The sequence below is a fragment of the Pseudooceanicola marinus genome (assembly GCF_002786295.1).
Taxonomy (GTDB): domain Bacteria; phylum Pseudomonadota; class Alphaproteobacteria; order Rhodobacterales; family Rhodobacteraceae; genus Pseudooceanicola; species Pseudooceanicola marinus.
The window spans coordinates 291,987-315,596 of the sequence record NZ_PGTC01000009.1 but is presented as its reverse complement, the minus strand read 5'-3'; the positions used below and the strand labels follow the sequence as shown (position 1 = coordinate 315,596).

Below are 23,610 nucleotides of genomic sequence, written 5' to 3'. Positions count from 1 at the left end.
AGGATCAGGACAATGGCTGAATTCACCATGGAAAAAGGCGCCGATGGCGTCGCCGTGATCACCTGGGACGTGCCGGGCAAGTCGATGAACGTGCTGTCGATGGAGGGCGCGGGCGAGCTGGACGCCGCCGTGACCGATGCGCTGGCCGATGAGGCCGTGAAGGGCATCGTCATCACCTCCGGAAAGGACACTTTCGCCGCCGGCATGGACCTGAACGTGCTGGCCGGCTTCAAGGAGCAGGGCGCCGAGGGCGTCTTCGAGGGCGTCATGTCCCTGCACCACCTGCTGCGCAAGATCGAACGCGCGGGCATGGACCCCAAGACCCTGAAGGGCGGCAAGCCGATCGCCACCGTTCTGCCGGGCACCGCCCTTGGCATCGGGCTGGAACTGCCGCTGTCGACGCACCGCGTCTTCGCCGCCGACAACCCCAAGGCCAAGATCGGCCTGCCGGAGATCCAGGTGGGCATCTTCCCCGGCTCGGGCGGCACCACGCGCCTGGTGCGCAAGCTGGGCGTCATGGGCGCCTCGCCCTTCCTGCTGCAGGCCAAGCTGAGCGACCCCAAGGGCGCCGTGAAGGCCGGCATCATCGACGAGGTCTCCGAGGACCCGATGGCCGCCGCCAAGGCCTGGGTGCTGGAGGCGAAGGACGCCGACATCGTGAAACCCTGGGATGCCAAGGGCTACAAGCTGCCGGGCGGCGCGCCCTATCACCCGGCGGGGTTCCAGACCATGGTCGGCGCCAACGCGATGATCATGGCCAACACCTGGGGCGCCTATCCCGCGCCCAAGGCGATGCTGTCGGCCGTCTATGAGGGCCTGATGGTGCCCTTCGACACCGCGCTGAAGATCGAGGCGCGCTGGTTCACCAATGTCATCATGAACCCGTCTTCGGGAAACATGATCCGGTCGCTTTTCATCAACAAGGAAGCGCTGGAGAAGGGCGCAAACCGCCCCGAGGCACCGGACCAGACGGTGAAGAAGCTGGGTGTTCTGGGCGCCGGCATGATGGGCGCGGGCATCGCACTGGTTTCCGCCCAGGCCGGTATGGACGTCGTGCTGATCGACCAGACCCAGGAGGCTGCGGACAAGGGCAAGGCCTACACTGAGGCCTACCTGGACAAGGGCATCAAGCGCGGCAAGTCCACGCCCGAGAAGAAGGAGAAGGTGCTGGGCCAGATCACGGCGACGACCGATTACGCGCAGCTGGACGGCTGTGACCTGATCATCGAGGCCGTCTTCGAGGATCCGAAGGTCAAGGCCGAGATCACCAAGGCCGTCGAGGCGGTGATCCCCGCCGACTGCATCTTTGCGTCGAACACCTCGACCCTACCGATCACCGACCTGGCGAAGGCGTCTTCGCGGCCCGAGCAATTCATCGGCATCCACTTCTTCTCCCCCGTGGAGAAGATGCTGCTGGTGGAGATCATCAAGGGCAAGGAGACCGGCGACCGTGCTGTGGCCAAGGCGCTGGACTACGTGCGCCAGATCCGCAAGACGCCGATCGTCGTCAATGACGAGCGGTTTTTCTACGCCAACCGCTGCATCATCCCCTACCTGAACGAAGGGGCGCGGATGGTCAGCGAGGGCGTCAGCCCGGTTCTGGTCGATCATGCGGCGCGTCTGCTGGGCATGCCCGTCGGCCCGCTGCAGCTGATCGACGAGACCTCGATCGACCTCGGGGTCAAGATCGCCAAGGCCACCAAGGAAGCCATGGGCGATGCCTACCCGGCGGATGCTAAGGGCGTTGATGACCTGATGTTCTGGATGTTCGATCTCGGCAGAAAGGGCCGCAAGTCGAATGCCGGCTTCTACGACTACGACGAGAAGGGCAAGCGCACCGGCATCTGGCCGGGCCTGGAGGAGAAATACCCCCATGCCGAGGACCAGCCCGACCTGATCGAGGTGCAGCATCGCCTGATGTTCGCCCAGGTTCTGGAAGCGGTCCGCGCGCTGGAAGAGAACGTGCTGATGGACATCCGCGAAGGCGACGTTGGCGCGATCCTCGGCTGGGGCTTCGCCCCCTGGTCCGGCGGCCCCTTCGGCTGGCTCGACATGCTGGGCGCCGCCTATGCCGCCGAGCGCTGCGACCATCTGGAAGCCACCTATGGCCCGCGCTTCGCCTGCCCCGCCCTGCTGCGCGAGATGGCAGAGAAGAACCACAGCTTCTACGGCCGCTTCGGCCCCGAAGCCAAGGCCGCCTGAGCCACGCCACAGCGCAAGACGCAGGGCCGTCCGGGAGAGATCCCGGGCGGCCTTTTTCCTGCGACCCTCAAGAGGGGGGCTCTGCCCCCGTCTCCGTGCCGGAGACTCCCCCGGGATATTTCCCAGCCAGAGAATGGGAAGGGCACAGCGCGCGATCAGACGCCTCGCGCCCCCGGCCCCGTTGGCGGCCTTTGCAGTCAGGGCGCGGCTCCGGCTTGCGCGACGCGCCCCCTGCTCTTCTCCTTGCCACAGGTATCCCCGCCGGAGGCATCGGCTCGACACGGGTCGATAGATGACGCGACGCCTCCGCGCCGGTCGGGATCGGCACCGCGTCGCGCGCGGTCCACACAGCTTTGCGAGCCCACTTTCCCAAGCGCGGCGAGACGTCTAGATTGCAGCCATGATGCATCTGATCCTCCGGCGTCGCGGCGCCCGCCCTGCCCTTCTGCTTGGCGCGCTGGCGCTGCTGGCGCCCGCCACCGCGGCGCGGGCGCACCCGCACATCTTCATCTCCACCACGCTGGCGCTGGAGATCGACGAGGAAGGCCAGTTGACGGGGATCGACGTCACCTGGGCCTATGACGAGATGTACTCCATGCTTTTGCTGGACGAGCTGTCGCTGGATCCCGACTTCGACGGCATCCTGACCGACGCCGAACTGGAGGAACTGGACGGCTACGACTTGAACTGGATGGAGGGCTTCGCGGGCGATCTCTACGTCACCGCGCCGGACGGGCAGGACCTGGCCCTGGGGCCGCCCGAGGGGCTGGGCGTCACCTTCGACGACGGCGTCTATGCCAGCCGTCACCGCCGCCGCCCCGAGGCCCTGCCGGAGGCGGACGGGCTGGTGGTGAAGGCCTATGATCCAACCTTCTACACCGCCTACGACCTGCAAGGCGGCGTGTCGCTGAGCGGCCCGGGGGCCTCGGCCTGCGAGCTGAACGTGACCCCGCCCGAGGTCGACGACGCCTACGAGGAGCTGGCCGCCGAGCTGGCGGAGCTGCCTCCCGATGCCACAGGCTACCCGGAGGTGGGCGAGACCTTTGCCGATACGATCCGCATCCGCTGCGGAGGTTCGGAATGACCGATCACACCGCCTCTTCCGGTCTCTCCGGGCACCGCCCGCTGGCGCTGCGCCTCTGGCGCCTGGCCCGGACTGCCGTGCCGGCGCTGCTGCTGGCCGGCCTCATCGCGCTGGCGGCCTACCTCTGGGGGTGGGGCGGCATGCGCACGCTGGAAGGCTGGGCCGCCGAGGGGCAGCGCGACGCGCAGAACGCCATGGCCGGGACCCTGCGCGCCCTGCGGGCCGGCGAACCCGGCGCCTGGCTGCTGCTGATGGGGATCTGTTTCACCTATGGCGTCTTCCACGCGGCGGGACCGGGCCACGGCAAGATCCTGATCGGCGGCTACGGCGTCTCGCAGCGTGTCACCGCGCTGCGCCTGTCGGGACTGGCACTGGCCTCTTCGCTGGCGCAATCGGCCACCGCCGTCCTCATGGTGGGTGCGGGCGTGCTGCTGTTCGACTGGAGCCGGGCCCATATGGTGGGCATGGCCGAGGAATGGCTGGCGCCGCTCTCTTACGCGGCGATCGGGCTGGTCGGCCTGTGGCTGGCGCTGCGCGGGCTGCGGCACCTGTGGCAGGCGGTGCGTCGGCTGCGGCAAGATCGGCCCACTCCCTCCGAGACCGCGGGCCAAGGGCAGGACCGTGGTCACGATCACACCCACGACCATGGCGCCGAGGGCACCTGCGCCTGCGGGCACCGTCACGGGCCAACGGTGGAAGAGGCCGCCCGGCTAAGCTCGGTGCGTGATGCACTGCTGCTGATCGGCGCGGTGGCAATCCGGCCCTGTACCGGCGCGCTCTTCCTGCTGATCCTGACCTGGCGGATGGATATCTTCGCCTCTGGCGTGGCCGGGGCCTTCGCCATGGGGCTGGGTGTGGCCAGCGTCACCGTGACGGTGGCGCTGGCCTCGGTATTTCTGCGCACCGGCGCGCTCGACAGATCCACGGAGCAGGACAGTTGGGACAAAGGGTCCGCTCCGCTTCTCGCCTTGGTCGAACTGACCGCCGGCACGCTCATCGCCTCCGCTGCCACTGGCCTTTCACTGCACGTGTTCTAACCGAGGCCCTGTTGGGGAAACGAACCGGACGGGGGACACATCCGGTCACGCAGGGCACCCGGTCAGCAGACGGGGCGAGGTTCATGCGGGCCATGCGGCCCACGGTGAGCTTGTCTGACGGGAAGATGCCGGGCCCCGCCATTCGCAAGGGGCCGGCGCCGCAGATGGCGGCTGGATCCCTTCCGGATCCCGATCGGCAGCCCCCCGGCCTGATGTCGTCGCGCACGCCCCGGCCCCAGCGACCCGGACGTGGCGGTGATGACCTCCCGGCCTAGCGGGACGTGCGCATTTCCTGCTGACGTGCCGCGCTGCGGCCCCCTTCCGCCTGCCCACTGCGGGCCAGGGCGAAGGCCCATTTCTCTTCCAGTTCCCAGGTGATCTTCTCGATCAGCTCGCGGGAGGTTTCCTGGCTGAGAATGGTGTAATCGCTGGTGGCTTCCTGGCTGCGGCTGAACAGGCGGCTGAACATGTCGCCGGCTGCAGGGCAGACGCAGAGCGCCCCGGAACTGGCGAAGATCACCTGGTCTTCCTCGAACTCCAGAACGAAGACTTCGGGCGCGAAAATCGGACGACGGCGGGCTATGCCGCAGACCCCGTCCAGCGCCTCGGCGCGGATCAGGACAAAGGGATCGCCCAGTTCTTCCTCGGCGATGTCGCTTTCGACCAGGACGCCCTGGCGCGGCAACAACAGCATCTCTTCGCGGTTGCCGATGGCCCCACGCGGCACATGCAGCGGCTGGAAGCGCGACGGGCAGGCCCCGTTGCCATCCCACAGCGCCTTGCGCTTGATGTTCTGAACGGTCTTCAGGCCGCTGTCGAAGGTCAGCACGGCATCGCCGGCTTCAAGGTCCTCGACATTGCGCCAGCCGACGGCGGTGGCCACGCGTGTCCCTGCGACGATCCCGGACAACGCCGTTTCCGGCCCGAGATCCGTGTCGGAGCCGTATCCCACCTCGGCCTCCTCGGATCTTCTCGACGCGTCGCGCCGTGTCTTGATGTCAAACATTCTGTCGTTTCCCGATTTCGCATTCGCTGCTTCTGCAGCTCGCTTATGACGTGCATTTCGCAACACAACTAAGACGGGTCTTGGGGCGAAATCAGGCAGGAAAGGGGCAATCCGCAATTTCGGGCGACAGTTATTTAAATTTAGTAAATTTGTCCCCAGAATGGGATCAAAGGTGTCGTTTTCAACCTTCCAACCGATCGTATCCGAAGCGCTGAATGTCTTCCGCACAGAGATCCGCGATGAAATTACGATCTTCGTCGCGGTATACAAGTTGCGACTTGACATGCACGTCAACCTGATTGACGCGCGGCAGCGTCAACTGAAACCCAAGATGACGCCAAAGAGGATCTGCATCTTCGGAAAACCATTCCAATCGAATGAAAACACTGCATTTCTCACGCCCCGATGATTCGCGCACATAGCTCCCGTAGGGCGACGATTCGAGGCTCCGGGCGATCAGCGGATCGCGGATGAAGGCACTGAAGGACAGACGCCTGGCACGCTCGACAGCGGGGTGGGAAAACCCCTGCCCCTGCAACCAAAGGTAGTAGCTCGCGACCCGGTCCCAGGGGTTGCGCACCAGGGTGAAGACGAAGAAGTCGTCGATTTCCTCCGGCGTTGCCAACCCTTCGATATCCGCCAGGGTTGAGTGCTTCCACAGCCGCCCCCGCGCCGTCACGTCGCGCACCCGGTGCCGCCTGCGGCGCGCCTTGGGCGTGTCGCCCAGCATCACGTCGTCCTTCATCGCGCGGCTTTCCAGTGCGAGCGCCATGGAGGTGCCGCCGGTCTTGGGAATGTGAATGAAGATGTAGCGGCGCCCGCGCGATAGGATCATGGTCGGAGGCTAGCGCAGGGGGCGGCCCCGGGGAAGGCGGTCACGCTGCGCAATTGCGGGTCTTCGTCGGCTCGTGCTATTGTCCGCCGAAACCAGAGGCCAGAGGCTGGATGCAAGCCCCCTTCAGAGGGGCGCGACCGCCCTCCCCCTCGATGAGCAGGCCGGACGCAATACGCCCATGACGGCATTGGAGAAGTATCAGCGGCTGGAGGCCGCCGCCCTGTGGCGCGAAGGTCCGGACGGCCAGCGTCGCGACGTGATCCTGTCGATCGGCGAGGCGACGATCACCATTTCCGATCGCCAGGACCGGCCACTGACCCATTGGTCGATCTCCGCCCTGACCCGCGCCAACCCCGGGGCCCTGCCCGCGATCTACCACCCCGACGGCGACCCGGACGAAACGCTGGAACTGGCCGAGGACGAGGGTCAGATGATCGACGCGCTGGAACAGCTGCGCAGCGCCGTCGCCCGCCGCCGTCCCCAGAAGGGGCGCGTGCGCCTGGGCGTCGTGGGGGGCTTTGCCGCCGGCATCCTGGCGCTTGGCCTGTTCTGGCTGCCGGGCGCGCTGCAATCCCATGCCCTGTCAGTGCTGCCCCAGGTGAAACGCGACGAGATCGGGCGCAAGCTCTTCGACGAGGTCCAGACCCTGACCGGGCCTCCCTGCGCCGGACCGGGCGGTGCTGAGGCGCTGGCCCTGCTGGCCAACCGGATCACCCCAGAGGGCGGTACGCCGCCCGATCTCTACGTCATGCGCACCGGCTTGCGGGACAGCCTGCATCTGCCGGGCAACTTGTTGCTGCTGTCGCGCAGCGTGGTGGAGGATTACGAGGATCCCGAGATCGCTGCGGGTTTCGTCGTGGCCGAATATCTGCGCGCCCGCGCCCAGGACCCGGTGGACCGTCTGCTGGACGAGGCCGGCACGGGCGCCGTGCTGCGCCTGCTGACCACCGGCGAGCTGACCCAGGACACCCTGGGCGACCACGCCCGCACCCTGGTCGGTGCCGAGCCGCGCGCCCTGCCCGCCGATGCCTTGATTGCGGGCTTTGCCGCCGCCGGGATCCAGACCCGCCCCTATGGCTACGCCGTTGACATCACGGGCGAAAGCACCCTGCCCCTAATCGAGGCGGATCCCTACCCCTCCGGCGCGCCCGAACCCGTTTTGCGCGACAGTGACTGGCTGCGCCTGCAGGCGATCTGCGGCGGCTGAGGCACGGGACCCTTCCCCTTCGGCAAAAGAAAAAGGACCGTGCAGCGCGCGGTCCTCTTGTCGTTTGTCAGATCGGGGACCCGTCCTGCGGGCCCGGGCCTCAGTTCCGCGGGTAGGCGTCGTCGAAGCCCGCGCGCCGCGCCGCCGACAGGGCATGGGCCATGTCCGCCTCGGAGCCGAAGGGCCCGAGCAGAACCACGTTGTAGCGCCCGCTGTTGACGACCCGGCCGCCATAGGCCCCGAAGGCGCGCGCGGTGCTGCTGGCATTGCCGGCCTCGGTGAAACTGCCCACCTGGACATAGCGATAGGCCGCCGCCCGCTGTCCCTGCGCGGGCCGGGCCGGGGCCGCGGCCGGCGCACGGGTCTGGGTGGAGATCACCGGCCCCATCACCCGCCCGGTCTGCCCGGGGCGAAGGTGCGGAAACTGCGCGGTCACGTCACGACCCGTGCGGACCTCGACCAGGCGGCGTGGCACGGTGTTGGTCCAAATCAGCTCCATCCGGGCCTTGCCGTCAAAGGTCTGTTCCGCGCGATGCGGGTTCAGGCGACCGTCGTCGAAGACGCGCTGATACCCCTCGGGCACCTGCGGGGCGTTGGCGCCCTGCGCGACGTAGCGGTTCTCGTAGACATGCTTCGGCACCACCCGGGTGCCCGGTGGCACCTGCCCCGGTGTCACCACTTGCACGGGCGGCGTCACGACGACGGCGCCGGAGGGACGGCGGTAGCTGGTGGTCTGCATCTGCGGCGGGGTGTAGCCCGAGGGGCCGCAGCTGATCTCGTAGGGGCCGGGGCGGACATACTTCTGTCCGACGGCCGAAAGGTTCGGGCAGGCCGTCGTGCCGGAGGTGGGCGCAGGGCGGATCACCTGGGGCCGCGGTGCCGGGGTGATCGCGGCGGGCAACACGGGGCGACGTTCCGTCACCGGGCGGGCGGCATAGCGCACGCCGCCGCTGCTGGCCGGGCGGGTCGTGCGCGGCACCTGCGCGCTTTGCGTCGCGGCCCGGGCCTGTTGTGTAGCCGGCGCCGCTGATGTCGCAGTCGTCTCCGCCCGCGCCTGCGCGGAGGCGGCGGGGGCCGGGGCGGGCGCGGTGTTCTCGGGCTGGGCGGCGGTGATCGTCACCGGGGCCGCATCGGCGGAGGCGCCGCCTGGGGCCGCGCTGCGGGCACCGGCGACCTGGGTCGGCTGGTAGCCGCAGACCACCTTGCGGTCGCGACTGACGCGCGGGACCCAGGTGGTCGATCCGTCAACGCCCGCGCGGATATAGATGCAGCCCTCGCTGTCGACATACTGGCTGCCCCGGTAGGAGGCCGGCGGATATTCCGCCGGTCCGTCATCGCGACGCAGGCTCTGTGCCGACCCCGCAACGGGATCGAGCAGCAGGCCAAGGGCCAGGCAGGCAAAGGGCAGATAGGTCTTGTGCAGCAGCTTCATCGTGTCCCCCGACAGATGCTCGCCCGACTCTGCCGCAGGTCACGGCCCGAGTAAAGCCGGGACGGCTTATTTTGTGCCGAACATGCGGTCGCCCGCATCCCCTAGGCCCGGAACGATATACCCATGCTCATTCAGCTTCTCATCCAGCGCGGCGGTGACGATCGGCACATCGGGGTGCGCCTCCTTCATCCGGGCCACGCCCTCGGGCGCCGCCAGCAGGCAGAGGAAGCGGATGTTCGTCGCGCCCGCCTTCTTCAGCAGGTCGATGGCCGCGACGGAGCTGTTGCCGGTCGCCAGCATCGGGTCGACAGCGATCACCAAACGGTCCTCCAGGTGCTCGGGCACCTTGAAGTAGTATTGCACCGGCTGCAGCGTTTCCTCGTCGCGGTAGAGGCCGACGAAGCCCACGCGCGCGGCCGGCACCAGTTCCAGGATGCCGTCCAGCAGGCCGTTGCCCGCCCGCAGGATCGAGATCAGCGCCAGCTTCTTGCCGTCCAGCAGCGGCGCATCCATTTCCTGCATCGGCGTCTGGATGGTCTTCGTCGTCATCTCCAGCTCGCGGGTGACTTCATAGGCCAGCAGCTGGGAAATCTCGCGCAGCAGCTGGCGGAACTTCGCGGTGGAGGTCTCCTGCTCGCGCATCAGGGTCAGCTTGTGCTGGACCAGCGGGTGAGTGACGACGGTCAGATGATCGGTCATGCGGATATCTCCAGGCGTTTGGCGAGTGTGTCTTTGGTGGCTTGGTCGCAGAAAGCGGCATCCAGGGCGGTGCGGTTGATCTGGGCAAAGACCTCCTCCTCCCAGCCGAAGGCATGATGCAACGCTTCGTATTCCTTCGCCATGGTGGTGTGGAAGAAGGGCGGGTCATCTGTGGACACGGTGACCTTCACGCCGCGTTCTCGCAGCATCTCGATGGGGTGGCGTGCGACGTCGGGGTAGATCCCCAGGGTGACATTGGACCCCGGGCAGACCTCCAGCACCACGCCCTCTTCCGCCAGGCGGTCAACCAGTTCCAGGTCCTCAATGGCGCGCACGCCGTGGCCGATGCGTGCGGGCCGCAGCGCCTCCAGCGCGTCGCGCACCGATTGCGGGCCGCCCCATTCGCCCGCATGGGCGGTCAGAGCCAGCTCTGCCTCGCGCGCCATGTCGAAACTGTAGGCGAAATCACGGGGCTTGCCGGCCTTCTCGTCACCGGCAATGCCGAAGCCGACGATCCAGTCGCCCGCGGTCTCGGCGGCGCAGAGCGCGGTTTCCTTGGCCTTGTCGGGGCCGAAGTGGCGGATGCAGGTGATGATGCCCCGGGTGACGATCCCCATGTCGCGTTCCGCCGCGTCGGCGGCCTCGCGGATGGCATGCAGGTATTCGCGCCAGGCCCCCACGTCCCGACCGCCGCAGAAATCGGGGGACAGGAAGGTCTCGGTATAGATCACGCCCGAGGCCGCGCTTTCCTCCAGCACGGCAGTGGTCAGACGCGCGTAGTCCTCCGGCGTCTTCAGCACCGAGGTCGCGGCCTCGTAGACCTGCAGGAAGTGCCAGAAGTCGTCGTAGGCGTAATGGCCCCTCTCGTCGAAGACCTTGTCGATGTTCACCTTCTTCTCGGAGGCCAGGCCCCGGATGAAGGCAGGCGGCGCTGCCCCTTCGTGGTGCAGGTGCAGTTCCAGCTTGGGGATGGCGGCGAAATCGGCACCCTCTTGGGTGAGGCTCATATCAGGCTCCTGCCCGGCCCCTCGGCCGGGATCGACAGATGCGCGGCCACGGTCGCGGCCACGTCGGTGAACTGGCACAGGCCCGGAGAAAGCTCCCCCGCCCCGTCGAGACCGGCGATCAGCACCGGCACGCGTTCGCGGGTGTGGTCCGATCCGGTCCAGCTGGGGTCGTTGCCATGATCGGCGGTGACCAGCAGCAGGTCGCCGGGGCGCAGGGCCGCGATCACCTGGCCGATCCGGGCGTCGAACCATTCCAGCGCGCGGGCATATCCCGAAATATCGCGCCGATGTCCATAGAGGCTGTCGAATTCCACGAAATTGGCGAAGGTCAGAGAGCCGTCCTGCGCCTCTCCCAGCAGCCGGTCGAGGTGGTCCATCAGCTCGGCGTCCGAGCCTTTCACCACATCGTCGATACCCGCCATCGAGAAGATGTCGCCGATCTTGCCCACGGCGTGCACCTTGCGCCCCGCCGCCTGCGCCCAGTCGCACAGGCCCGGGCTGGGCAGCGCCACCGCATAGTCGCGGCGGTTGCCGGTGCGGATGAACTGGCCGGGCGTGCCGACGAAGGGGCGGGAAATGACGCGCCCCACCTTCATCGCGTGCAGGGTCGGCGCCAGATCCTTGCAGAGCTTTTGCAGGCGGTCGTTGCCGAAGCTGTCCTCATGCGCGGCGATCTGGAAGACGCTGTCAGCGGAGGTGTAGCAGATGGGCCAACCCGTCCGCATGTGCTCCTCCCCCAGTTCCGCGATGATCTGCGTGCCCGAGGCATGGCAGTTGCCCAGAATGCCGTCGGTGCCCGCCAGCTCGCAGACCTTCGCCACCAGTTCTTCGGGGAAGGCCGGCTGCGTGTCGGGGAAATAGTGCCAGTCCCAGGGCACCGGCACACCCGCCAGCTCCCAGTGGCCAGAGGGGGTATCCTTGCCGGGCGACACCTCGGCGGCGGCGGCGTAGCGTCCCGTCACCTCGGCCTCGACCCCCGGTGCCACGGCGCCGGAGGCCAGTTTCACCGCCTCGCCCAGGCCAAGCGCGGCCAGGTTGGGCAGCGACAGGGGGCCGCTTCGCCCCTCCTCGGCACGACCAGAGGCACAGGCCTCGGCGATATGAGCCAGGGTATTGGCGCCGGTGTCGGGGGTGGAGCCGTTGAAAAAGCGGTCGGCATCCGGCGCGCCGCCGATGCCGACGCTGTCCATGACGACGAGAAAAGCGCGGGTCATGCGGTGATCCTTTGCAGAACCAGCGGCGCCGGGGCGGGCGCTGTGGTGGTTTCGGAAATTGTGATGGCAGCGCGCACCTCGGCCACGGCGGCCTCTGCCGCCTCGATCCGCGCGGCATGGACGCGGGCCAACACCTGGCCCTTCTCCACCGGCTGGCCGATCCGCACCAGGTCCGACAGGCCCACGGAGGGCTCGATCCGGTCGCTTTCCACCTGGCGCCCGCCGCCCAGGGCGACGACCGTCAGGCCCAGGGCCTCGCCATCCATGGCGGTGACATGGCCGGGACCCTGGGCCGTGACCTCCAGGATCACGTTGGCCTCGGGCAGCAGGCGCTGCCAGTCCTCGGCAAAGCGGACGGGACCGCCCATCAGGGCCACCATGCGCCCGAACCGCTCCATCGCCGCGCCGCTGGTCAGCGCCTCTTCCAGCGTCGCCGCGCCCTCTTCCGGTGTAGCGGCCAGGCCGCCCTGCACCAGCAGGCCCGCGCCCAGGGCGATGGACAGCTCGGCCAGCCGCCCGCGTTTCGTGCCAGAGAGCACCGCCATGCTTTCCGCCACCTCCAGCGCATTGCCAAGGGCGGGCGCGAGGGGCTGGCTCATGTCCGTCAGCAGGGCCTCGGTCGGGCAACCGGCGGCATTGGCGGTGGAGACCAGCGCGCGGGCCAGTTTCGCCGCGTCCTCCTCGGTCTTCATGAAGGCGCCCGCGCCGCATTTCACGTCCAGCACCAGCGCATCCAGCCCCGCCGCCAGCTTCTTCGACAGGATCGAGGCGGTGATCAGATCCAGGCTTTCTACCGTGCCGGTCACGTCGCGGATCGCGTAAAGCCGGCGGTCGGCCGGCGCGATGTCGGTGGAGGCGGCGACGATGGCGCAGCCCGCCTCCGCCGTCACGCCACGAAAAGCCGTTTCCGTCAGCTCGGTCGACAGCCCCGGGATCGCCTCCATCTTGTCCAGCGTGCCGCCCGTGTGCCCCAGCCCCCGGCCCGAGATCATCGGGACGTAGGCGCCGCAGGCCGCCAGCATCGGTGCCAGCACGAGGGAGACGCAATCGCCCACCCCGCCGGTGGAATGCTTGTCCAGCGCGGGCGCGGGCAGATTCCAGCTCAGCACCCGGCCCGAATCGCGCATGGCCCGGGTCAGGGCCACGCGCCCTTCCTCGCCCAGCCCGCGCAGCAGCACGGCCATGGCGAAGGCGCCCGCCTGGGCGTCGGTCACGGTGCCGTCGGCCAATCCCTGGGCAAACCAGCGGATCTCGCCGTCGCGCGGCACATGGCCGTCGCGCAGCGTGGCGATGATGTGGCGCGCGTCCATGATCAGTCTTTCATGTGGTCCTTGGTGAACTTGCCCGGCAGCAGGTCGGCCAGCGTCGTCTCCAGCCGGTCGCCGGTCAGCGTGTACATGGTCACCTTGATGTCGGGCTTGCCGAACTCCGCCAGCTTCTGCCGGCAGCCACCGCAGGGGGGCACGGGGGCGGTGGCATCAGCGATGACCGCGACCTCGACGATCTCCGTCTCGCCGCCCGCGACCATGGCGGCCAGGGCGCCGGCCTCCGCACAGGTGCCTTCCGGGTAGGCCACGTTTTCCACGTTGCAGCCCGAATAGATCGCGCCCGAGGGCGTGCGCACGGCGGCACCGACCTTGAACCGGGAATAGGGGGCATAGGCCTTTTCGTAGACGGCCGTTGCCGCCGTAAGCAGATCCTTCATCACTGTCTCCCGTGATCTTCACTGTCCTGAAACATCGGCACGCGACAAGCGGCGCGCCGGCATTGTTCGGCGCAGTCTTTCGGGGGCTGCCGGGGTTTGCAAGGGGGGACCCCTCGGCAGGGCAGGTCCGGGCCGGATAAACCGGCGGAATGCCCCTGCGTCAGGGGCAGGACCAAAGGCGGGGCTTCCCCCCGGCGCCAAGATAGTTTAACGCCAAACTACTTTTCGGAGAGAGAGGCACGACATGTCCGACACCGGCCCGAACACCGACAAATCGACCTTCCGCGCCGCCGCCCTAGGCTACCACGAGAACCCCAAGCCCGGGAAACTGGAAGTGCGCGCGACCAAGCCGCTGGCCAATGGCCGCGACCTGTCTCTGGCCTATTCCCCCGGCGTGGCCGAGGCCTGTCTGGAGATCAAGGCGGACGTGCAGGCCGCCTCGCGCTACACCTCGCGCGGCAATCTGGTGGCCGTGGTGTCCAACGGCTCTGCCGTTCTGGGCCTGGGCAACATCGGCGCGCTGGCGTCGAAACCGGTGATGGAAGGCAAGGCCGTCCTCTTCAAGAAGTTCGCCGGCATCGACTGTTTCGACATCGAAGTGAACGAGCCTGACCCCGAGAAGCTGGCCGAGATCGTCTGCGCGCTGGAGCCGACCTTCGGCGCGATCAACCTCGAAGACATCAAGGCGCCCGACTGCTTCATCGTTGAAAAGCTGTGCCGCGATCGGATGAATATCCCCGTCTTCCATGACGACCAGCACGGCACCGCGATCGTCGTCGGCGCCGCCGCCACCAATGCCCTGCGCGTGGCCGGCAAAAAGTTCGAGGACATCAAGATCGTCTCCACCGGTGGTGGTGCGGCGGGCATCGCCTGTCTGAACATGCTGCTGAAACTGGGGGTGAAGCGGGAAAACGTCTGGCTCTGTGATATCCACGGGCTGGTCTACGAGGGCCGAGAGGAGGACATGAACCCGCAGAAGGCGGCCTTCGCGCAGCCCTCTGACAAGCGGTCGCTGGAGGAGGTGATCGAGGGCGCGGACATGTTCCTGGGTCTCTCCGGCCCCGGTGTGCTGAAACCCGAGCTGGTGAAGAAGATGACGGCGCGCCCGATCATCTTCGCCCTGGCCAACCCCACCCCCGAGATCATGCCGGACGAGGCCCGCGCCGTCGCCCCCGATGCGATCATCGCCACGGGCCGCAGCGATTTTCCCAACCAGGTCAACAACGTCCTGTGCTTCCCCTTCATCTTCAGGGGCGCGCTGGACGTGGGCGCGACCGAGATCAACGACGAGATGCAGATCGCCTGTATCGAGGGGATCGCGGCGCTGGCTCGCGCCACCACCTCGGCCGAGGTGTCCGCCGCCTACCAGGGCGAGCGGCTGACCTTCGGCGCCGACTACCTGATCCCCAAACCCTTCGACCCGCGCCTGTCGGGCGTCGTGTCCGTCGCCGTGGCGAAGGCCGCGATGGAAACCGGCGTGGCGACGCGTCCGATCGAGGACATGAGCGCCTACAAGGCGAAGCTGAACTCGTCGGTCTTCAAGTCCGCCCTGCTGATGCGCCCGGTCTTCGAGGCCGCCAGCACCGCCGCGCGGCGCATCGTCTTTGCCGATGGGGAAGACGACCGCGTGCTGCGCGCCGCCCAGGCCATCCTGGAAGAGACCCCGGAACAGCCGATCCTGATCGGTCGTCCCGACGTGATCGCCGCGCGCTGCGAACGCGCCGGGCTGACCGTCCGCCCGGGCGAGGATTTCCACGTGGTGAACCCGGAAAACGACCCGCGTTATCGCGACTACTGGCAGACCTATCACAAGATCATGGCCCGCCGTGGCGTGACGCCGGACCTCGCCAAGGCGATCATGCGCACCAACACCACCGCCATCGGCGCGGTGATGGTCCATCGCGGTGAGGCCGACAGCCTGATCTGCGGCACCTTCGGCGAATACCGCTGGCACCTGAAGTACATCGAACAGATCCTGGGCCGGCCCGATCGCACGCCGCACGGCGCCCTGTCGCTGATGATCATGGAAGACGGGCCGCTGTTCCTGGCTGACACCCATGTCTGGTCCGACCCCACGGCGGAAGAGATCGCGCAATCCGCCATCGGCGCCGCGCGTCACGTCAAACGGTTCGGCCTGGTCCCGCAGATCGCCCTGTGCGGCCGGTCGCAGTTCGGCAACCAGGATACTGAAACCGCCCGCCGCCTGCGTGGCGCGATGGAAATCCTGGACGCCAAGCCCCGCGATTTCGCCTACGAGGGCGAGATGAACGTGGACACGGCCCTGGATCCGGAGCTGCGTGACCGCGTCCTGCCCGGCGCGCGCATCCAGGGGCCTGCCAATGTGCTGATCTTTGGCCAGGCCGATGCGGCCTCGGGCGTGCGCAACATCCTGAAGATGAAGGGCGGCGCGCTGGAAGTGGGGCCGATCCTGATGGGCATGGGCAACTGCGCCCATATCGTCAGCCCCTCGATCACTGCACGCGGGCTGCTGAACATGGCCGCCATCGCCGGCACCCCGGTCGCCCACTACGGCTGATCCCGTCGGCCATCCCGACCCGAATCCCTGCGCGGCAGATATGCCTTTCGCCGCGCAGGATTTGCAGCCAGGACTTTGCAGACTTTGCAAAACCCCGCTGACTTTGCCGATTTCTGCATAGACCCAATGACTTTGCAAAAATTTGCAGGCGCTAACATGGCGGACCTGCAAATTCTGCATACCATGTTGCCGCAGGGGGCGCCTGCACGCTTGCCGCGCGCCGAACTCCTCCCGTACCCTTCCGGACATTGGGTTTAAGGAGGAGGAGGCCAATGACCTATTCCGAGGTCTATGCCGCCTGGAAGGCGGACCCCGAAGCATTCTGGATGGACGCCGCGCAGAGCATCGACTGGGCTGAGGCGCCCAGCAAGGCCTGTTTTGCCGATGCCGAACCGGCGGGCGAATGGTTCGCCGACGGCATGGTGAACACCTGCTGGAACGCGGTGGACCGCCATGTCGAGGCCGGTCGCGGCGATCAGATCGCGATCCAGCACGAAAGCCCGATCACCCACGCCACCAAGGGCATCACCTATGCCGAGCTGCAGAAACGCGTGGCGAGCCTCGCCGGCGCGCTGCGCATGCGCGGGGTGGAAAAGGGCGACCGGGTCATCATCTACATGCCGATGATCCCCGAGGCGCTGGAAGCCATGCTGGCCTGCGCGCGCCTGGGCGCCGTGCATTCCGTGGTCTTCGGTGGCTTTGCCGCCCATGAACTGGCGGTGCGGATCAACGACTGCACCCCCAAGGCGATCATCGCGGCCTCCTGCGGCCTGGAGCCCAACCGGGTCGTGCATTACAAGCCGCTGCTGGACGACGCCATAGACCAGGCTGACCACAAGCCCGAGTTCTGCGTAATCTTCCAGCGCGAACAAGAGGTTGCCAAGCTGATCGAGGGGCGCGACTTCTCCTGGCACGGCTTCCAGTACGGGGTGAAACCGGCCGATTGCGTGCCGGTCGAGGGCAACCACCCGGCCTATATCCTCTATACCTCCGGCACGACCGGCCAGCCGAAGGGCGTCGTGCGCCATACCGCCGGCCATCTGGTCGCGCTGAACTGGTCGATGAAGAACATCTACAACATCGAGGCCGGCGACCGCTTCTGGGCCGCCTCGGACGTGGGCTGGGTCGTGGGCCACAGCTATATCTGCTATGGGCCGCTGATCGCGGGAGCCACCACCGTGGTCTTCGAGGGCAAGCCTGTCGGCACGCCCCACCCGGGCGTCTTCTGGCGGATCATCCAGAATAACCGCATCAAGAGCTTCTTCACCGCCCCCACGGCGCTGCGTGCCATCCGCCGCGAGGACCCCGACGGCGAATGGATCCGGCGCTATGCGAAACACGATCTGCAGGCGATCTTCCTGGCGGGCGAACGCGCCGATCCGGCCACCATCGAATGGGCCGAGAAACATTTCGGCGTGCCGGTGATCGACCACTGGTGGCAGACGGAAACCGGCTGGGCCATCGCGGCCAACCCGCTGGGGATCGAACTGCTGCCGGTGAAACCGGGCAGCCCCTCGGTGCCGATGCCGGGCTACGACGTGCAGGTCTTGGACGAGGGCGGCAGCCCCCTGCCCGCGGGCGAACTGGGTGCCATCGCGATCAAGTTGCCGCTGCCGCCGGGCACCCTGCCGACGCTGTGGAATGCCGAAGACCGGTTCAAGAAGAGCTACCTGACCACCTTCCCCGGGTATTATGAGACCGGCGATGCGGGCATGATCGACGAGGATGGCTATCTCTACATCATGGCGCGCACCGATGACGTGATCAACGTGGCCGGTCACCGCCTGTCGACCGGCGCCATGGAAGAGGTCCTGGCCAACCACCCCGACGTGGCCGAATGCGCAGTGATCGGTGCCGCGGACGCGCTGAAGGGCCAGGTGCCGCTCGGCTTCCTCTGCCTCAGCGCAGGCGTGACCCGCGAACACGCGGAAATCGTGAAGGAATGCGTGGCCATGGTCCGCGATCAGATCGGCCCGGTCGCGGCCTTCAAGCAGGCGGTCGTGGTCGACAGGTTGCCCAAGACCCGCTCGGGCAAGATCCTGCGCGCCACGATGGTGAAAATCGCCGACGGCGACAGTTTCAAGATGCCGGCGACCATCGACGATCCCGCCATCCTGGATGAGATCGCCACCGCGCTGAAGACCATCGGCTTCGCCCCCGAACCGCAGGACGCCTGAGAGGCGCCCCTGCATGACCAAGGCAGCGAAGGAGGGCGCCCACCTGGGCCCTCCTTCTTCCGTCAGGGTCGGGCCACCAGCAGCATTGCCAGTCTGGACGACCCTGCCCCGGGACGCCGAACAGCAAAAGGGCGACCCCTTGGGGCCGCCCGTTCTCACACCAGCTTGCGTCCAAGCGCCGATCAGGCGCCGTGCTTGGCCGCGAATTCATCCACCTGGCGCTCCGCCTCGTCCTTGGCCACGCCGTAGCGTTCCTGCACCAGGCCCACCAGTTTCTGGCGATCGCCGTTGGCGACATCCACGTCGTCGTCGGTCAGCTTGCCCCACTGCGAGATGGCCTCGCCCTTGATCTGTTTCCAGTTGCCTTCGATACGATCCCAATTCATCGGAATTCTCCTTTCGGGTCATCTGTGGCGGGAGGTCCCGGCCTCCGTCACCCTATCAACCCGACACCCGCCCGACAGGTTCCGTGACGGTTCGATGACGCGGCGCCGGAATCGGCCGGAAATGGCCGCCTTCCGATGAGCCCTCGGTCAGGAAAACTGTTCGCGGATCAGCCGTTCTTCCAACCCGTGGCCGGGGTCGAAGAGAATGCGATGCTCCACCCGCGGCTCCGAGCCGATCTCCACCGACAGCACGTTGGAGACGGAGCGGCGGCTGTCCGCATCCGCCATGATCGGGCGCTTTTCCGGCTCCAGGATGTCGAAGCGGATCGTCGCCTCCTTCGGCAGCAAGGCGCCGCGCCAGCGACGCGGGCGGAAGGGGGCGATGGCCGTCAGCGCCAGCACGTCCGACCCGATGGGCAGGATCGGCCCATGGGCGGAATAGTTGTAGGCGGTCGAGCCCGCGGGCGTGGCCACCAGCGCCCCGTCGCAGACCAGCTCCTCCATGCGCACGCGGCCATCGACCGAGATCCGCAGTTTCGCCGCCTGGGGCCCGGCGCGCAGCAGCGAGACCTCGTTGATCGCCAGCGCCTCCTGCACCTTGCCATCGGCCCGGGTGGCGCGCATCAGCAGCGGGTTGATGACCTCTTCCTCGGCGCCCGACAGGCGTTCGACCAGGTCGTCCTCGGAAAAGGCGTTCATCAGAAATCCGATGGTGCCGCGATTCATCCCGTAGACCGGAGCTGACAGCGCCTGGGTGCGATGCAACGTGGCCAGCATGAAACCATCACCACCAAGCGCCACGATCACGTCCGCCTCGGCCTCCGGCACCGTCCCGTAGCGCGCCGACAGCAACTTGCGCGCGGCCTGGGCGGTCTGGCCCCGGCTGGCGGTAAAGGCAATCTTGATGGGCATGCGTCGTCGTCTCCAGCGCGGGCCGGGGGCCCCGGCGCACGCCGGTTTCCGAAAGCCCTCATCCGGTTCCGAAACAAGCATAAATGTCCCGGAGGCACCAGCCCCGCCGGGAAACCTGCGCCCGACGCCGCTTTTCATGATCATCATGACGATTTGGGGCCTTCCGACCGCGCCTCTTGCGCGCTAACTAGCGCTGAACCTGACCAAGGAGAACGCCCATGTCGGACACCGGCTTTTTCACCGAGACCCTCGAAGCCCGCGACCCCGAGATCTTCGGCGCCATCACCAAGGAGCTGGGCCGCCAGCGCCATGAGATCGAGCTGATCGCCTCGGAGAACATCGTCTCCCTGGCCGTGCTGCAGGCACAGGGCTCGGTGATGACGAACAAATACGCCGAAGGCTACCCGGGCAAGCGCTACTACGGCGGTTGCCAGTTCGTCGACATCGCCGAAGAGCTGGCGATCGAGCGCGCGAAAGAGCTGTTCGGCTGCAACTTCGCCAACGTCCAGCCGAACTCCGGGAGCCAGATGAACCAGGCCGTCTTCCTGGCCCTGCTGAAGCCCGGCGACACCTTCATGGGTCTCGACCTGAACTCCGGCGGTCACCTGACCCACGGCAGCCCGGTCAACATGTCGGGCAAATGGTTCAACGTCGTTTCCTACGGCGTGCGTCAGCAGGACGAGCTGCTGGACATGGACGACATCCGGGCAAAGGCACGGGAACACAAGCCCAAGCTGATCGTCGCCGGCGGCACCGCCTATTCCCGCGTCTGGGACTGGCAGGCCTTCCGCGAGATCGCGGATGAGGTCGGCGCCTACCTGATGGTCGACATGGCCCATATCGCGGGCCTCGTGGCCGGCGGCCAGCACCCCTCGCCCATCGGGATCGCGGACGTGGTCACCACCACCACCCACAAATCCCTGCGCGGCCCGCGCGGCGGCATGATCCTGACCAACGACGAGGCGATCGCCAAGAAGGTCAACTCCGCCGTCTTCCCCGGCCTGCAGGGTGGCCCGCTGATGCATGTGATCGCCGGCAAGGCCGTGGCCTTCGGCGAGGCGCTGCGCCCCGAGTTCAAGGACTACGCGGCCCAGGTCGTCAAGAACGCCCAGGCGATGGCCGACCAGCTGATGAAGGGCGGGATCAACATCGTCTCGGGCGGCACCGACAACCACCTGTGCCTGGCCGACCTGCGCCCCAAGGGCGTGACCGGCAAGGCCGCCGAGGCCGCCCTGGGCCGTGCCAACATCACCTGCAACAAGAACGGCGTGCCGTTTGACCCGGAAAAGCCCTTTGTCACCAGCGGCATCCGCCTGGGCGCTCCGGCCGGCACCACCCGCGGCTTCAAGGAAGCCGAGTTCCGCCAGATCGCCGACTGGATCGTCGAAGCGGTCGATGGGCTGGCCGCGAACGGTGAGGACGGCAACGCCGAGGTCGAGGCCAAGGTGAAGGCCGAAGTCGAGGCTCTTTGCGCCAACTTCCCGCTCTATCCCGAGATGTAAGAGCGGCTTGCGGAGGCACTGTGCGCCTCTGCGCAAAGCATAAGGGGGGCGGGCCTTTGCCCGCCCCTTGCCTTGTCCGGGTTTCGGGGGTAGGCGAAAGCGCATGAAGACCGTCCGGGATTACATTTTCGTTTCCGATGCCGACCGGGGCGCCGTCGCCGCGATCGGCAATTTCGATGGCGTCCACCTGGGCCACCAGGCGGTGATCGACATCGCGCGGGCCGAGGCAGAGACGCTGGGCGCGCCGCTCGGAGTCATGACCTTCGAGCCGCACCCGCGGCAGGTCTTCGCCCCCGACAGCCCCCCCTTCCGCCTGACCAACGCCGCGTCCCGCGCGCACCGGCTGGAAAAGCTGGGGGTCGACATGCTCTACGAGCTCAGCTTCACCCACGCCCTGGCTGCCTTGTCGCCGCAGGACTTCGTCGAAAAGGTGATCGTGAACGGCCTGGGCCTGCGCCACGTCGTCGTGGGCGCCGATTTCCACTTCGGCGCCAAGCGCGCCGGAAATGTGGAAATACTGAAAGAATTCGGCAAGAAGTACGGTTTCGGCGTCTCCGTTGCGCAGCTTTTGGAAAGTGGCGAACGGGAGATTTCGTCGACAGAGATCCGCACGGCCCTGGCCGAGGGCCGCCCGCGTGACGCCGCCGCCATGCTGGGCCACTGGCACCGGATCGAGGGCACCGTCATTCGCGGCGACCAGCGTGGGCGCGACCTGGGCTTCCCGACCGCCAACATGGCGATCAGCGGCCTGCACCGTCCGCGCTTCGGCATCTACGCCGCGCTGGTTGACGTGCTGACCGGCCCGCATAAGGGCAGCTACCTCTCCGCCGCCAACCTCGGCATGCGACCGATGTTCGACGGAGAAGAGCCGAACCTGGAAAGCTACCTCTTCGATTTCCGCGGTGACCTTTATGGCTGCGAGATTTCCGTAGGCCTGGTCGACTTCCTGCGTCCAGAGATGAAATTCGACGGGATTCAGGCGCTTATAGATCAGATGGACCGCGACTGCGCCCAGGCGCGCGAGATCCTGGCGGCGCTATGAGCGATGCCATCGACCGCACCGGCCTGCGCGACCGCTTCTGGGAGCACGTGCCCCTGAAGAAGATGACGCAGCGCGAATGGGAAGCGCTGTGCGACGGCTGCGGCAAGTGCTGTCTGAACAAGCTGGAAGACGAGGAAACGGGCGACGTGGCCCTGACCCGCGTGGCCTGCCGCCTGCTGGACGGGGAAAGCTGCCTCTGCTCGCAGTACCCGATCCGCCACCAGTTCGTCCCCGAATGCATCACCCTGACGGCCAAGACGCTGGAAAGCCATCTCTACTGGATGCCGCAGACCTGCGCCTACCGCCTGCTGCATGAAGGTCAGCCGCTATACGACTGGCATCCTCTGATTTCCGGCGATCCAGAAAGCGTGCATCGCGCCGGGGTCTCGGTCCGCAACTTGACCGTGCCCGAGTTCGAGGTGGATGACGACGACTGGGAGGACCACATCATAGAGGAGCCGCTCTGATGTTCTTTGCATCCGACAACGCCGGGCCCGCCCACCCCTCGATCACCGAGGCGATGATCCGCGCCAACGAGGGCTTCGCCATGCCCTACGGCAATGACGAGATCATGACCCGTGTGCGCGCCCGCCTGCGCGAAATCTTCGAGGCTCCGGACGCCGTTGTGCACCTGGTCGCCACCGGCACCGCCGCCAATTCCCTGGCGCTGGCTACGCTGTCTCAGCCCTGGCAGCAGGTCTTCTGCACTCCCGTGGCCCATATCAACGAGGACGAGTGCAACGCGCCCGAGTTCTACATGGGCGCCGGCAAGCTCTGCCCTGTCGGTGACAGCGACAAGATCGACCCGGCACTTCTGGCCGCCGCCATGGGCGGCAGCCCGGACATCACCGTGCACAGCGCCCAGCCCGGGCCGCTGTCGATCACCCAGGCGACCGAGAAGGGCCGGATCTACACCTGTGCCGAGATCGCGGACCTGGCCAGCATCGCCAGCCGCGCCGGCCAGCCGACGCACCTCGACGGGGCGCGGTTCGCCAATGCGCTGGTCGCCCTGGGCTGCACCCCGGCCGAAATGACCTGGCGCGCCGGTGTCGACGCCGTCAGCTTTGGCGGCACCAAGAACGGCTGCGTGGGTGTCGAGGCGGTGATCTTCTTCGATCCCGAGAAGGCCTGGGAGTTCGAGCTGCGGCGCAAGCGTGGCGCCCACCTCTTCTCCAAGCACCGCTACCTCTCCGCCCAGATGGAGGCCTACCTGGCTGACGACCTCTGGCTGGACCTGGCCCGCCGCTCCAACGCGCGGATGGGACTGCTGGCTGAGGGGCTTCGCGCCCTGGGCGCCTCCTTCCTGCAGGAGCCGCAGGCCAACATCCTCTTCGCCTCCTTGCCACGCGCGATGCATCGCCGCCTGCAGGAAGCCGGGGCCGTCTACTACCTGGACGGGTCGGTCGAGGGTCCGGATGACACCATGCTGCAGGCGCGTTTCGTCTGCGACTGGTCCCTGCCGGAAGAGGAAATCACCCGTTTCCTCAACATCGCCGCGGGCTGAGCCGCCAAGGACCGGCTTCATCGCGTCAGATCAAGATTTGAAAAGGCGCACGACAGCAGGTCGCGCGCCCTTTGCGTAGATTCATCCTGAAAGTAAAACCCCTTGTCGTCTTGAGTTCATCTA

20 protein-coding genes are annotated in these 23,610 nt (G+C 67.2%); 10 read left to right on the top strand and 10 right to left on the bottom strand.

The window, feature by feature from the left end; all coding sequences use genetic code 11:
• Positions 1–12 precede the first annotated feature (12 nt).
• The 3 genes from CVM50_RS02650 (at position 13) to CVM50_RS02640 (ending at position 4,323) form a co-directional block, all read left to right on the top strand.
• Complete coding sequence (locus CVM50_RS02650; RefSeq protein WP_085886248.1) at positions 13–2,202, top strand: 3-hydroxyacyl-CoA dehydrogenase NAD-binding domain-containing protein; 2,190 nt, start codon at positions 13–15, stop codon at positions 2,200–2,202.
• A gap of 400 nt (positions 2,203–2,602) precedes the next feature.
• Positions 2,603–3,286 (top strand): DUF1007 family protein, encoded by a 684-nt coding sequence (locus CVM50_RS02645; protein ID WP_232618131.1) that lies wholly within the window; start codon positions 2,603–2,605, stop codon positions 3,284–3,286.
• Positions 3,283–4,323, top strand: coding sequence for a nickel/cobalt transporter (locus CVM50_RS02640; RefSeq protein WP_085886249.1), 1,041 nt, complete (start codon positions 3,283–3,285; stop codon positions 4,321–4,323). The genes CVM50_RS02645 and CVM50_RS02640 overlap by 4 nt, the downstream gene beginning before the upstream one ends.
• Positions 4,324–4,594: 271 nt before the next feature.
• Here CVM50_RS02640 and CVM50_RS02635 read toward each other — a convergent pair whose 3' ends face one another.
• Complete coding sequence (locus tag CVM50_RS02635; protein WP_157792118.1) at positions 4,595–5,329, bottom strand: Hint domain-containing protein; 735 nt, start codon at positions 5,327–5,329, stop codon at positions 4,595–4,597.
• Positions 5,330–5,510: 181 nt separating this feature from the next.
• Entirely contained in the window at positions 5,511–6,164 is a 654-nt protein-coding gene (locus tag CVM50_RS02630; RefSeq protein WP_085886251.1) for a sulfotransferase family 2 domain-containing protein, read from the bottom strand.
• 178 nt (positions 6,165–6,342) lie between these two features.
• On the opposite strand from CVM50_RS02630, the gene CVM50_RS02625 reads away from it, so the two are divergent.
• Positions 6,343–7,371 (top strand): hypothetical protein, encoded by a 1,029-nt coding sequence (locus CVM50_RS02625; protein ID WP_085886252.1) that lies wholly within the window; start codon positions 6,343–6,345, stop codon positions 7,369–7,371.
• A gap of 100 nt (positions 7,372–7,471) precedes the next feature.
• Here CVM50_RS02625 and CVM50_RS22130 read toward each other — a convergent pair whose 3' ends face one another.
• The 6 genes from CVM50_RS22130 to CVM50_RS02595 all read right to left on the bottom strand — a co-directional run bounded on the left by CVM50_RS22130 (position 7,472) and on the right by CVM50_RS02595 (position 13,428).
• On the bottom strand, positions 7,472–8,803 hold the full coding sequence (locus tag CVM50_RS22130; RefSeq protein ID WP_085886253.1) for an SPOR domain-containing protein: 1,332 nt from the start codon (positions 8,801–8,803) through the stop codon (positions 7,472–7,474).
• A 66-nt stretch (positions 8,804–8,869) separates the two neighbouring features.
• The gene (gene upp, locus CVM50_RS02615; protein WP_085886254.1) at positions 8,870–9,502 is read right to left on the bottom strand and encodes a uracil phosphoribosyltransferase; all 633 of its coding nucleotides are present in this window, start codon (positions 9,500–9,502) and stop codon (positions 8,870–8,872) included.
• On the bottom strand, positions 9,499–10,509 hold the full coding sequence (locus CVM50_RS02610; RefSeq protein WP_085886255.1) for an adenosine deaminase: 1,011 nt from the start codon (positions 10,507–10,509) through the stop codon (positions 9,499–9,501). The genes upp and CVM50_RS02610 overlap by 4 nt, the downstream gene beginning before the upstream one ends.
• Positions 10,506–11,723 carry a phosphopentomutase gene (locus tag CVM50_RS02605; RefSeq protein ID WP_085886256.1) on the bottom strand — a complete coding sequence of 406 codons (1,218 nt, stop codon included), beginning with the start codon at positions 11,721–11,723 and terminating at the stop codon, positions 10,506–10,508. The genes CVM50_RS02610 and CVM50_RS02605 overlap by 4 nt, the downstream gene beginning before the upstream one ends.
• Positions 11,720–13,033 carry a thymidine phosphorylase gene (locus CVM50_RS02600; protein WP_085886257.1) on the bottom strand — a complete coding sequence of 438 codons (1,314 nt, stop codon included), beginning with the start codon at positions 13,031–13,033 and terminating at the stop codon, positions 11,720–11,722. The genes CVM50_RS02605 and CVM50_RS02600 overlap by 4 nt, the downstream gene beginning before the upstream one ends.
• 2 nt (positions 13,034–13,035) lie before the next feature.
• Positions 13,036–13,428 (bottom strand): cytidine deaminase, encoded by a 393-nt coding sequence (locus tag CVM50_RS02595; protein WP_085886258.1) that lies wholly within the window; start codon positions 13,426–13,428, stop codon positions 13,036–13,038.
• A 244-nt stretch (positions 13,429–13,672) separates the two neighbouring features.
• Here CVM50_RS02595 and CVM50_RS02590 point away from each other — a divergent pair, with 244 nt between their 5' ends.
• Both CVM50_RS02590 and CVM50_RS02585 read left to right on the top strand, forming a co-directional pair.
• Positions 13,673–15,964, top strand: coding sequence for an NADP-dependent malic enzyme (locus tag CVM50_RS02590; protein WP_085886259.1), 2,292 nt, complete (start codon positions 13,673–13,675; stop codon positions 15,962–15,964).
• A gap of 272 nt (positions 15,965–16,236) precedes the next feature.
• Positions 16,237–18,141 carry a propionyl-CoA synthetase gene (locus tag CVM50_RS02585; RefSeq protein WP_085886260.1) on the top strand — a complete coding sequence of 635 codons (1,905 nt, stop codon included), beginning with the start codon at positions 16,237–16,239 and terminating at the stop codon, positions 18,139–18,141.
• A gap of 182 nt (positions 18,142–18,323) precedes the next feature.
• Here CVM50_RS02585 and CVM50_RS02580 read toward each other — a convergent pair whose 3' ends face one another.
• Together CVM50_RS02580 and CVM50_RS02575 are read right to left on the bottom strand one after the other, a co-directional pair.
• On the bottom strand, positions 18,324–18,527 hold the full coding sequence (locus tag CVM50_RS02580; protein WP_085886261.1) for a CsbD family protein: 204 nt from the start codon (positions 18,525–18,527) through the stop codon (positions 18,324–18,326).
• A gap of 147 nt (positions 18,528–18,674) precedes the next feature.
• Entirely contained in the window at positions 18,675–19,439 is a 765-nt protein-coding gene (locus tag CVM50_RS02575) for an NAD kinase (RefSeq protein ID WP_198431835.1), read from the bottom strand.
• A 218-nt stretch (positions 19,440–19,657) separates the two neighbouring features.
• Between CVM50_RS02575 and glyA the strand changes: the two genes are divergently transcribed.
• The 4 genes from glyA (at position 19,658) to CVM50_RS02555 (ending at position 23,487) form a co-directional block, all read left to right on the top strand.
• Positions 19,658–20,941: a serine hydroxymethyltransferase gene (glyA, locus tag CVM50_RS02570; RefSeq protein ID WP_085886262.1), complete on the top strand. Its 1,284-nt coding sequence runs from the start codon at positions 19,658–19,660 to the stop codon at positions 20,939–20,941.
• A gap of 103 nt (positions 20,942–21,044) precedes the next feature.
• Positions 21,045–21,983 carry a bifunctional riboflavin kinase/FAD synthetase gene (locus CVM50_RS02565; RefSeq protein WP_085886263.1) on the top strand — a complete coding sequence of 313 codons (939 nt, stop codon included), beginning with the start codon at positions 21,045–21,047 and terminating at the stop codon, positions 21,981–21,983.
• Positions 21,980–22,450: a YcgN family cysteine cluster protein gene (locus CVM50_RS02560; RefSeq protein ID WP_085886264.1), complete on the top strand. Its 471-nt coding sequence runs from the start codon at positions 21,980–21,982 to the stop codon at positions 22,448–22,450. Before CVM50_RS02565 ends, CVM50_RS02560 begins: the two co-directional genes overlap by 4 nt.
• On the top strand, positions 22,450–23,487 hold the full coding sequence (locus tag CVM50_RS02555) for a threonine aldolase family protein (protein ID WP_085886265.1): 1,038 nt from the start codon (positions 22,450–22,452) through the stop codon (positions 23,485–23,487). Before CVM50_RS02560 ends, CVM50_RS02555 begins: the two co-directional genes overlap by 1 nt.
• The last annotated feature ends 123 nt before the right edge of the window (positions 23,488–23,610 follow it).

Excerpts from the sequence above, each read along its gene's own strand:
- upp (WP_085886254.1), bottom strand. The coding sequence starts at position 9,502 with ATGACCGATCATCTGACCGTCGTCACTCACCCGCTGGTCCAGCACAAG.
- CVM50_RS22130 (WP_085886253.1), bottom strand. The coding sequence starts at position 8,803 with ATGAAGCTGCTGCACAAGACCTATCTGCCCTTTGCCTGCCTGGCCCTT.
- CVM50_RS02575 (WP_198431835.1), bottom strand. The coding sequence starts at position 19,439 with ATGCCCATCAAGATTGCCTTTACCGCCAGCCGGGGCCAGACCGCCCAG.
- CVM50_RS02640 (WP_085886249.1), top strand. The coding sequence starts at position 3,283 with ATGACCGATCACACCGCCTCTTCCGGTCTCTCCGGGCACCGCCCGCTG.
- CVM50_RS02590 (WP_085886259.1), top strand. The coding sequence starts at position 13,673 with ATGTCCGACACCGGCCCGAACACCGACAAATCGACCTTCCGCGCCGCC.
- CVM50_RS02605 (WP_085886256.1), bottom strand. The coding sequence starts at position 11,723 with ATGACCCGCGCTTTTCTCGTCGTCATGGACAGCGTCGGCATCGGCGGC.
- CVM50_RS02560 (WP_085886264.1), top strand. The coding sequence starts at position 21,980 with ATGAGCGATGCCATCGACCGCACCGGCCTGCGCGACCGCTTCTGGGAG.
- CVM50_RS02650 (WP_085886248.1), top strand. The coding sequence starts at position 13 with ATGGCTGAATTCACCATGGAAAAAGGCGCCGATGGCGTCGCCGTGATC.
- CVM50_RS02580 (WP_085886261.1), bottom strand. The coding sequence starts at position 18,527 with ATGAATTGGGATCGTATCGAAGGCAACTGGAAACAGATCAAGGGCGAG.
- CVM50_RS02625 (WP_085886252.1), top strand. The coding sequence starts at position 6,343 with ATGACGGCATTGGAGAAGTATCAGCGGCTGGAGGCCGCCGCCCTGTGG.
- CVM50_RS02610 (WP_085886255.1), bottom strand. The coding sequence starts at position 10,509 with ATGAGCCTCACCCAAGAGGGTGCCGATTTCGCCGCCATCCCCAAGCTG.
- glyA (WP_085886262.1), top strand. The coding sequence starts at position 19,658 with ATGTCGGACACCGGCTTTTTCACCGAGACCCTCGAAGCCCGCGACCCC.
- CVM50_RS02555 (WP_085886265.1), top strand. The coding sequence starts at position 22,450 with ATGTTCTTTGCATCCGACAACGCCGGGCCCGCCCACCCCTCGATCACC.
- CVM50_RS02635 (WP_157792118.1), bottom strand. The coding sequence starts at position 5,329 with ATGTTTGACATCAAGACACGGCGCGACGCGTCGAGAAGATCCGAGGAG.
- CVM50_RS02595 (WP_085886258.1), bottom strand. The coding sequence starts at position 13,428 with ATGAAGGATCTGCTTACGGCGGCAACGGCCGTCTACGAAAAGGCCTAT.
- CVM50_RS02630 (WP_085886251.1), bottom strand. The coding sequence starts at position 6,164 with ATGATCCTATCGCGCGGGCGCCGCTACATCTTCATTCACATTCCCAAG.
- CVM50_RS02585 (WP_085886260.1), top strand. The coding sequence starts at position 16,237 with ATGACCTATTCCGAGGTCTATGCCGCCTGGAAGGCGGACCCCGAAGCA.
- CVM50_RS02600 (WP_085886257.1), bottom strand. The coding sequence starts at position 13,033 with ATGGACGCGCGCCACATCATCGCCACGCTGCGCGACGGCCATGTGCCG.
- CVM50_RS02565 (WP_085886263.1), top strand. The coding sequence starts at position 21,045 with ATGAAGACCGTCCGGGATTACATTTTCGTTTCCGATGCCGACCGGGGC.
- CVM50_RS02645 (WP_232618131.1), top strand. The coding sequence starts at position 2,603 with ATGATGCATCTGATCCTCCGGCGTCGCGGCGCCCGCCCTGCCCTTCTG.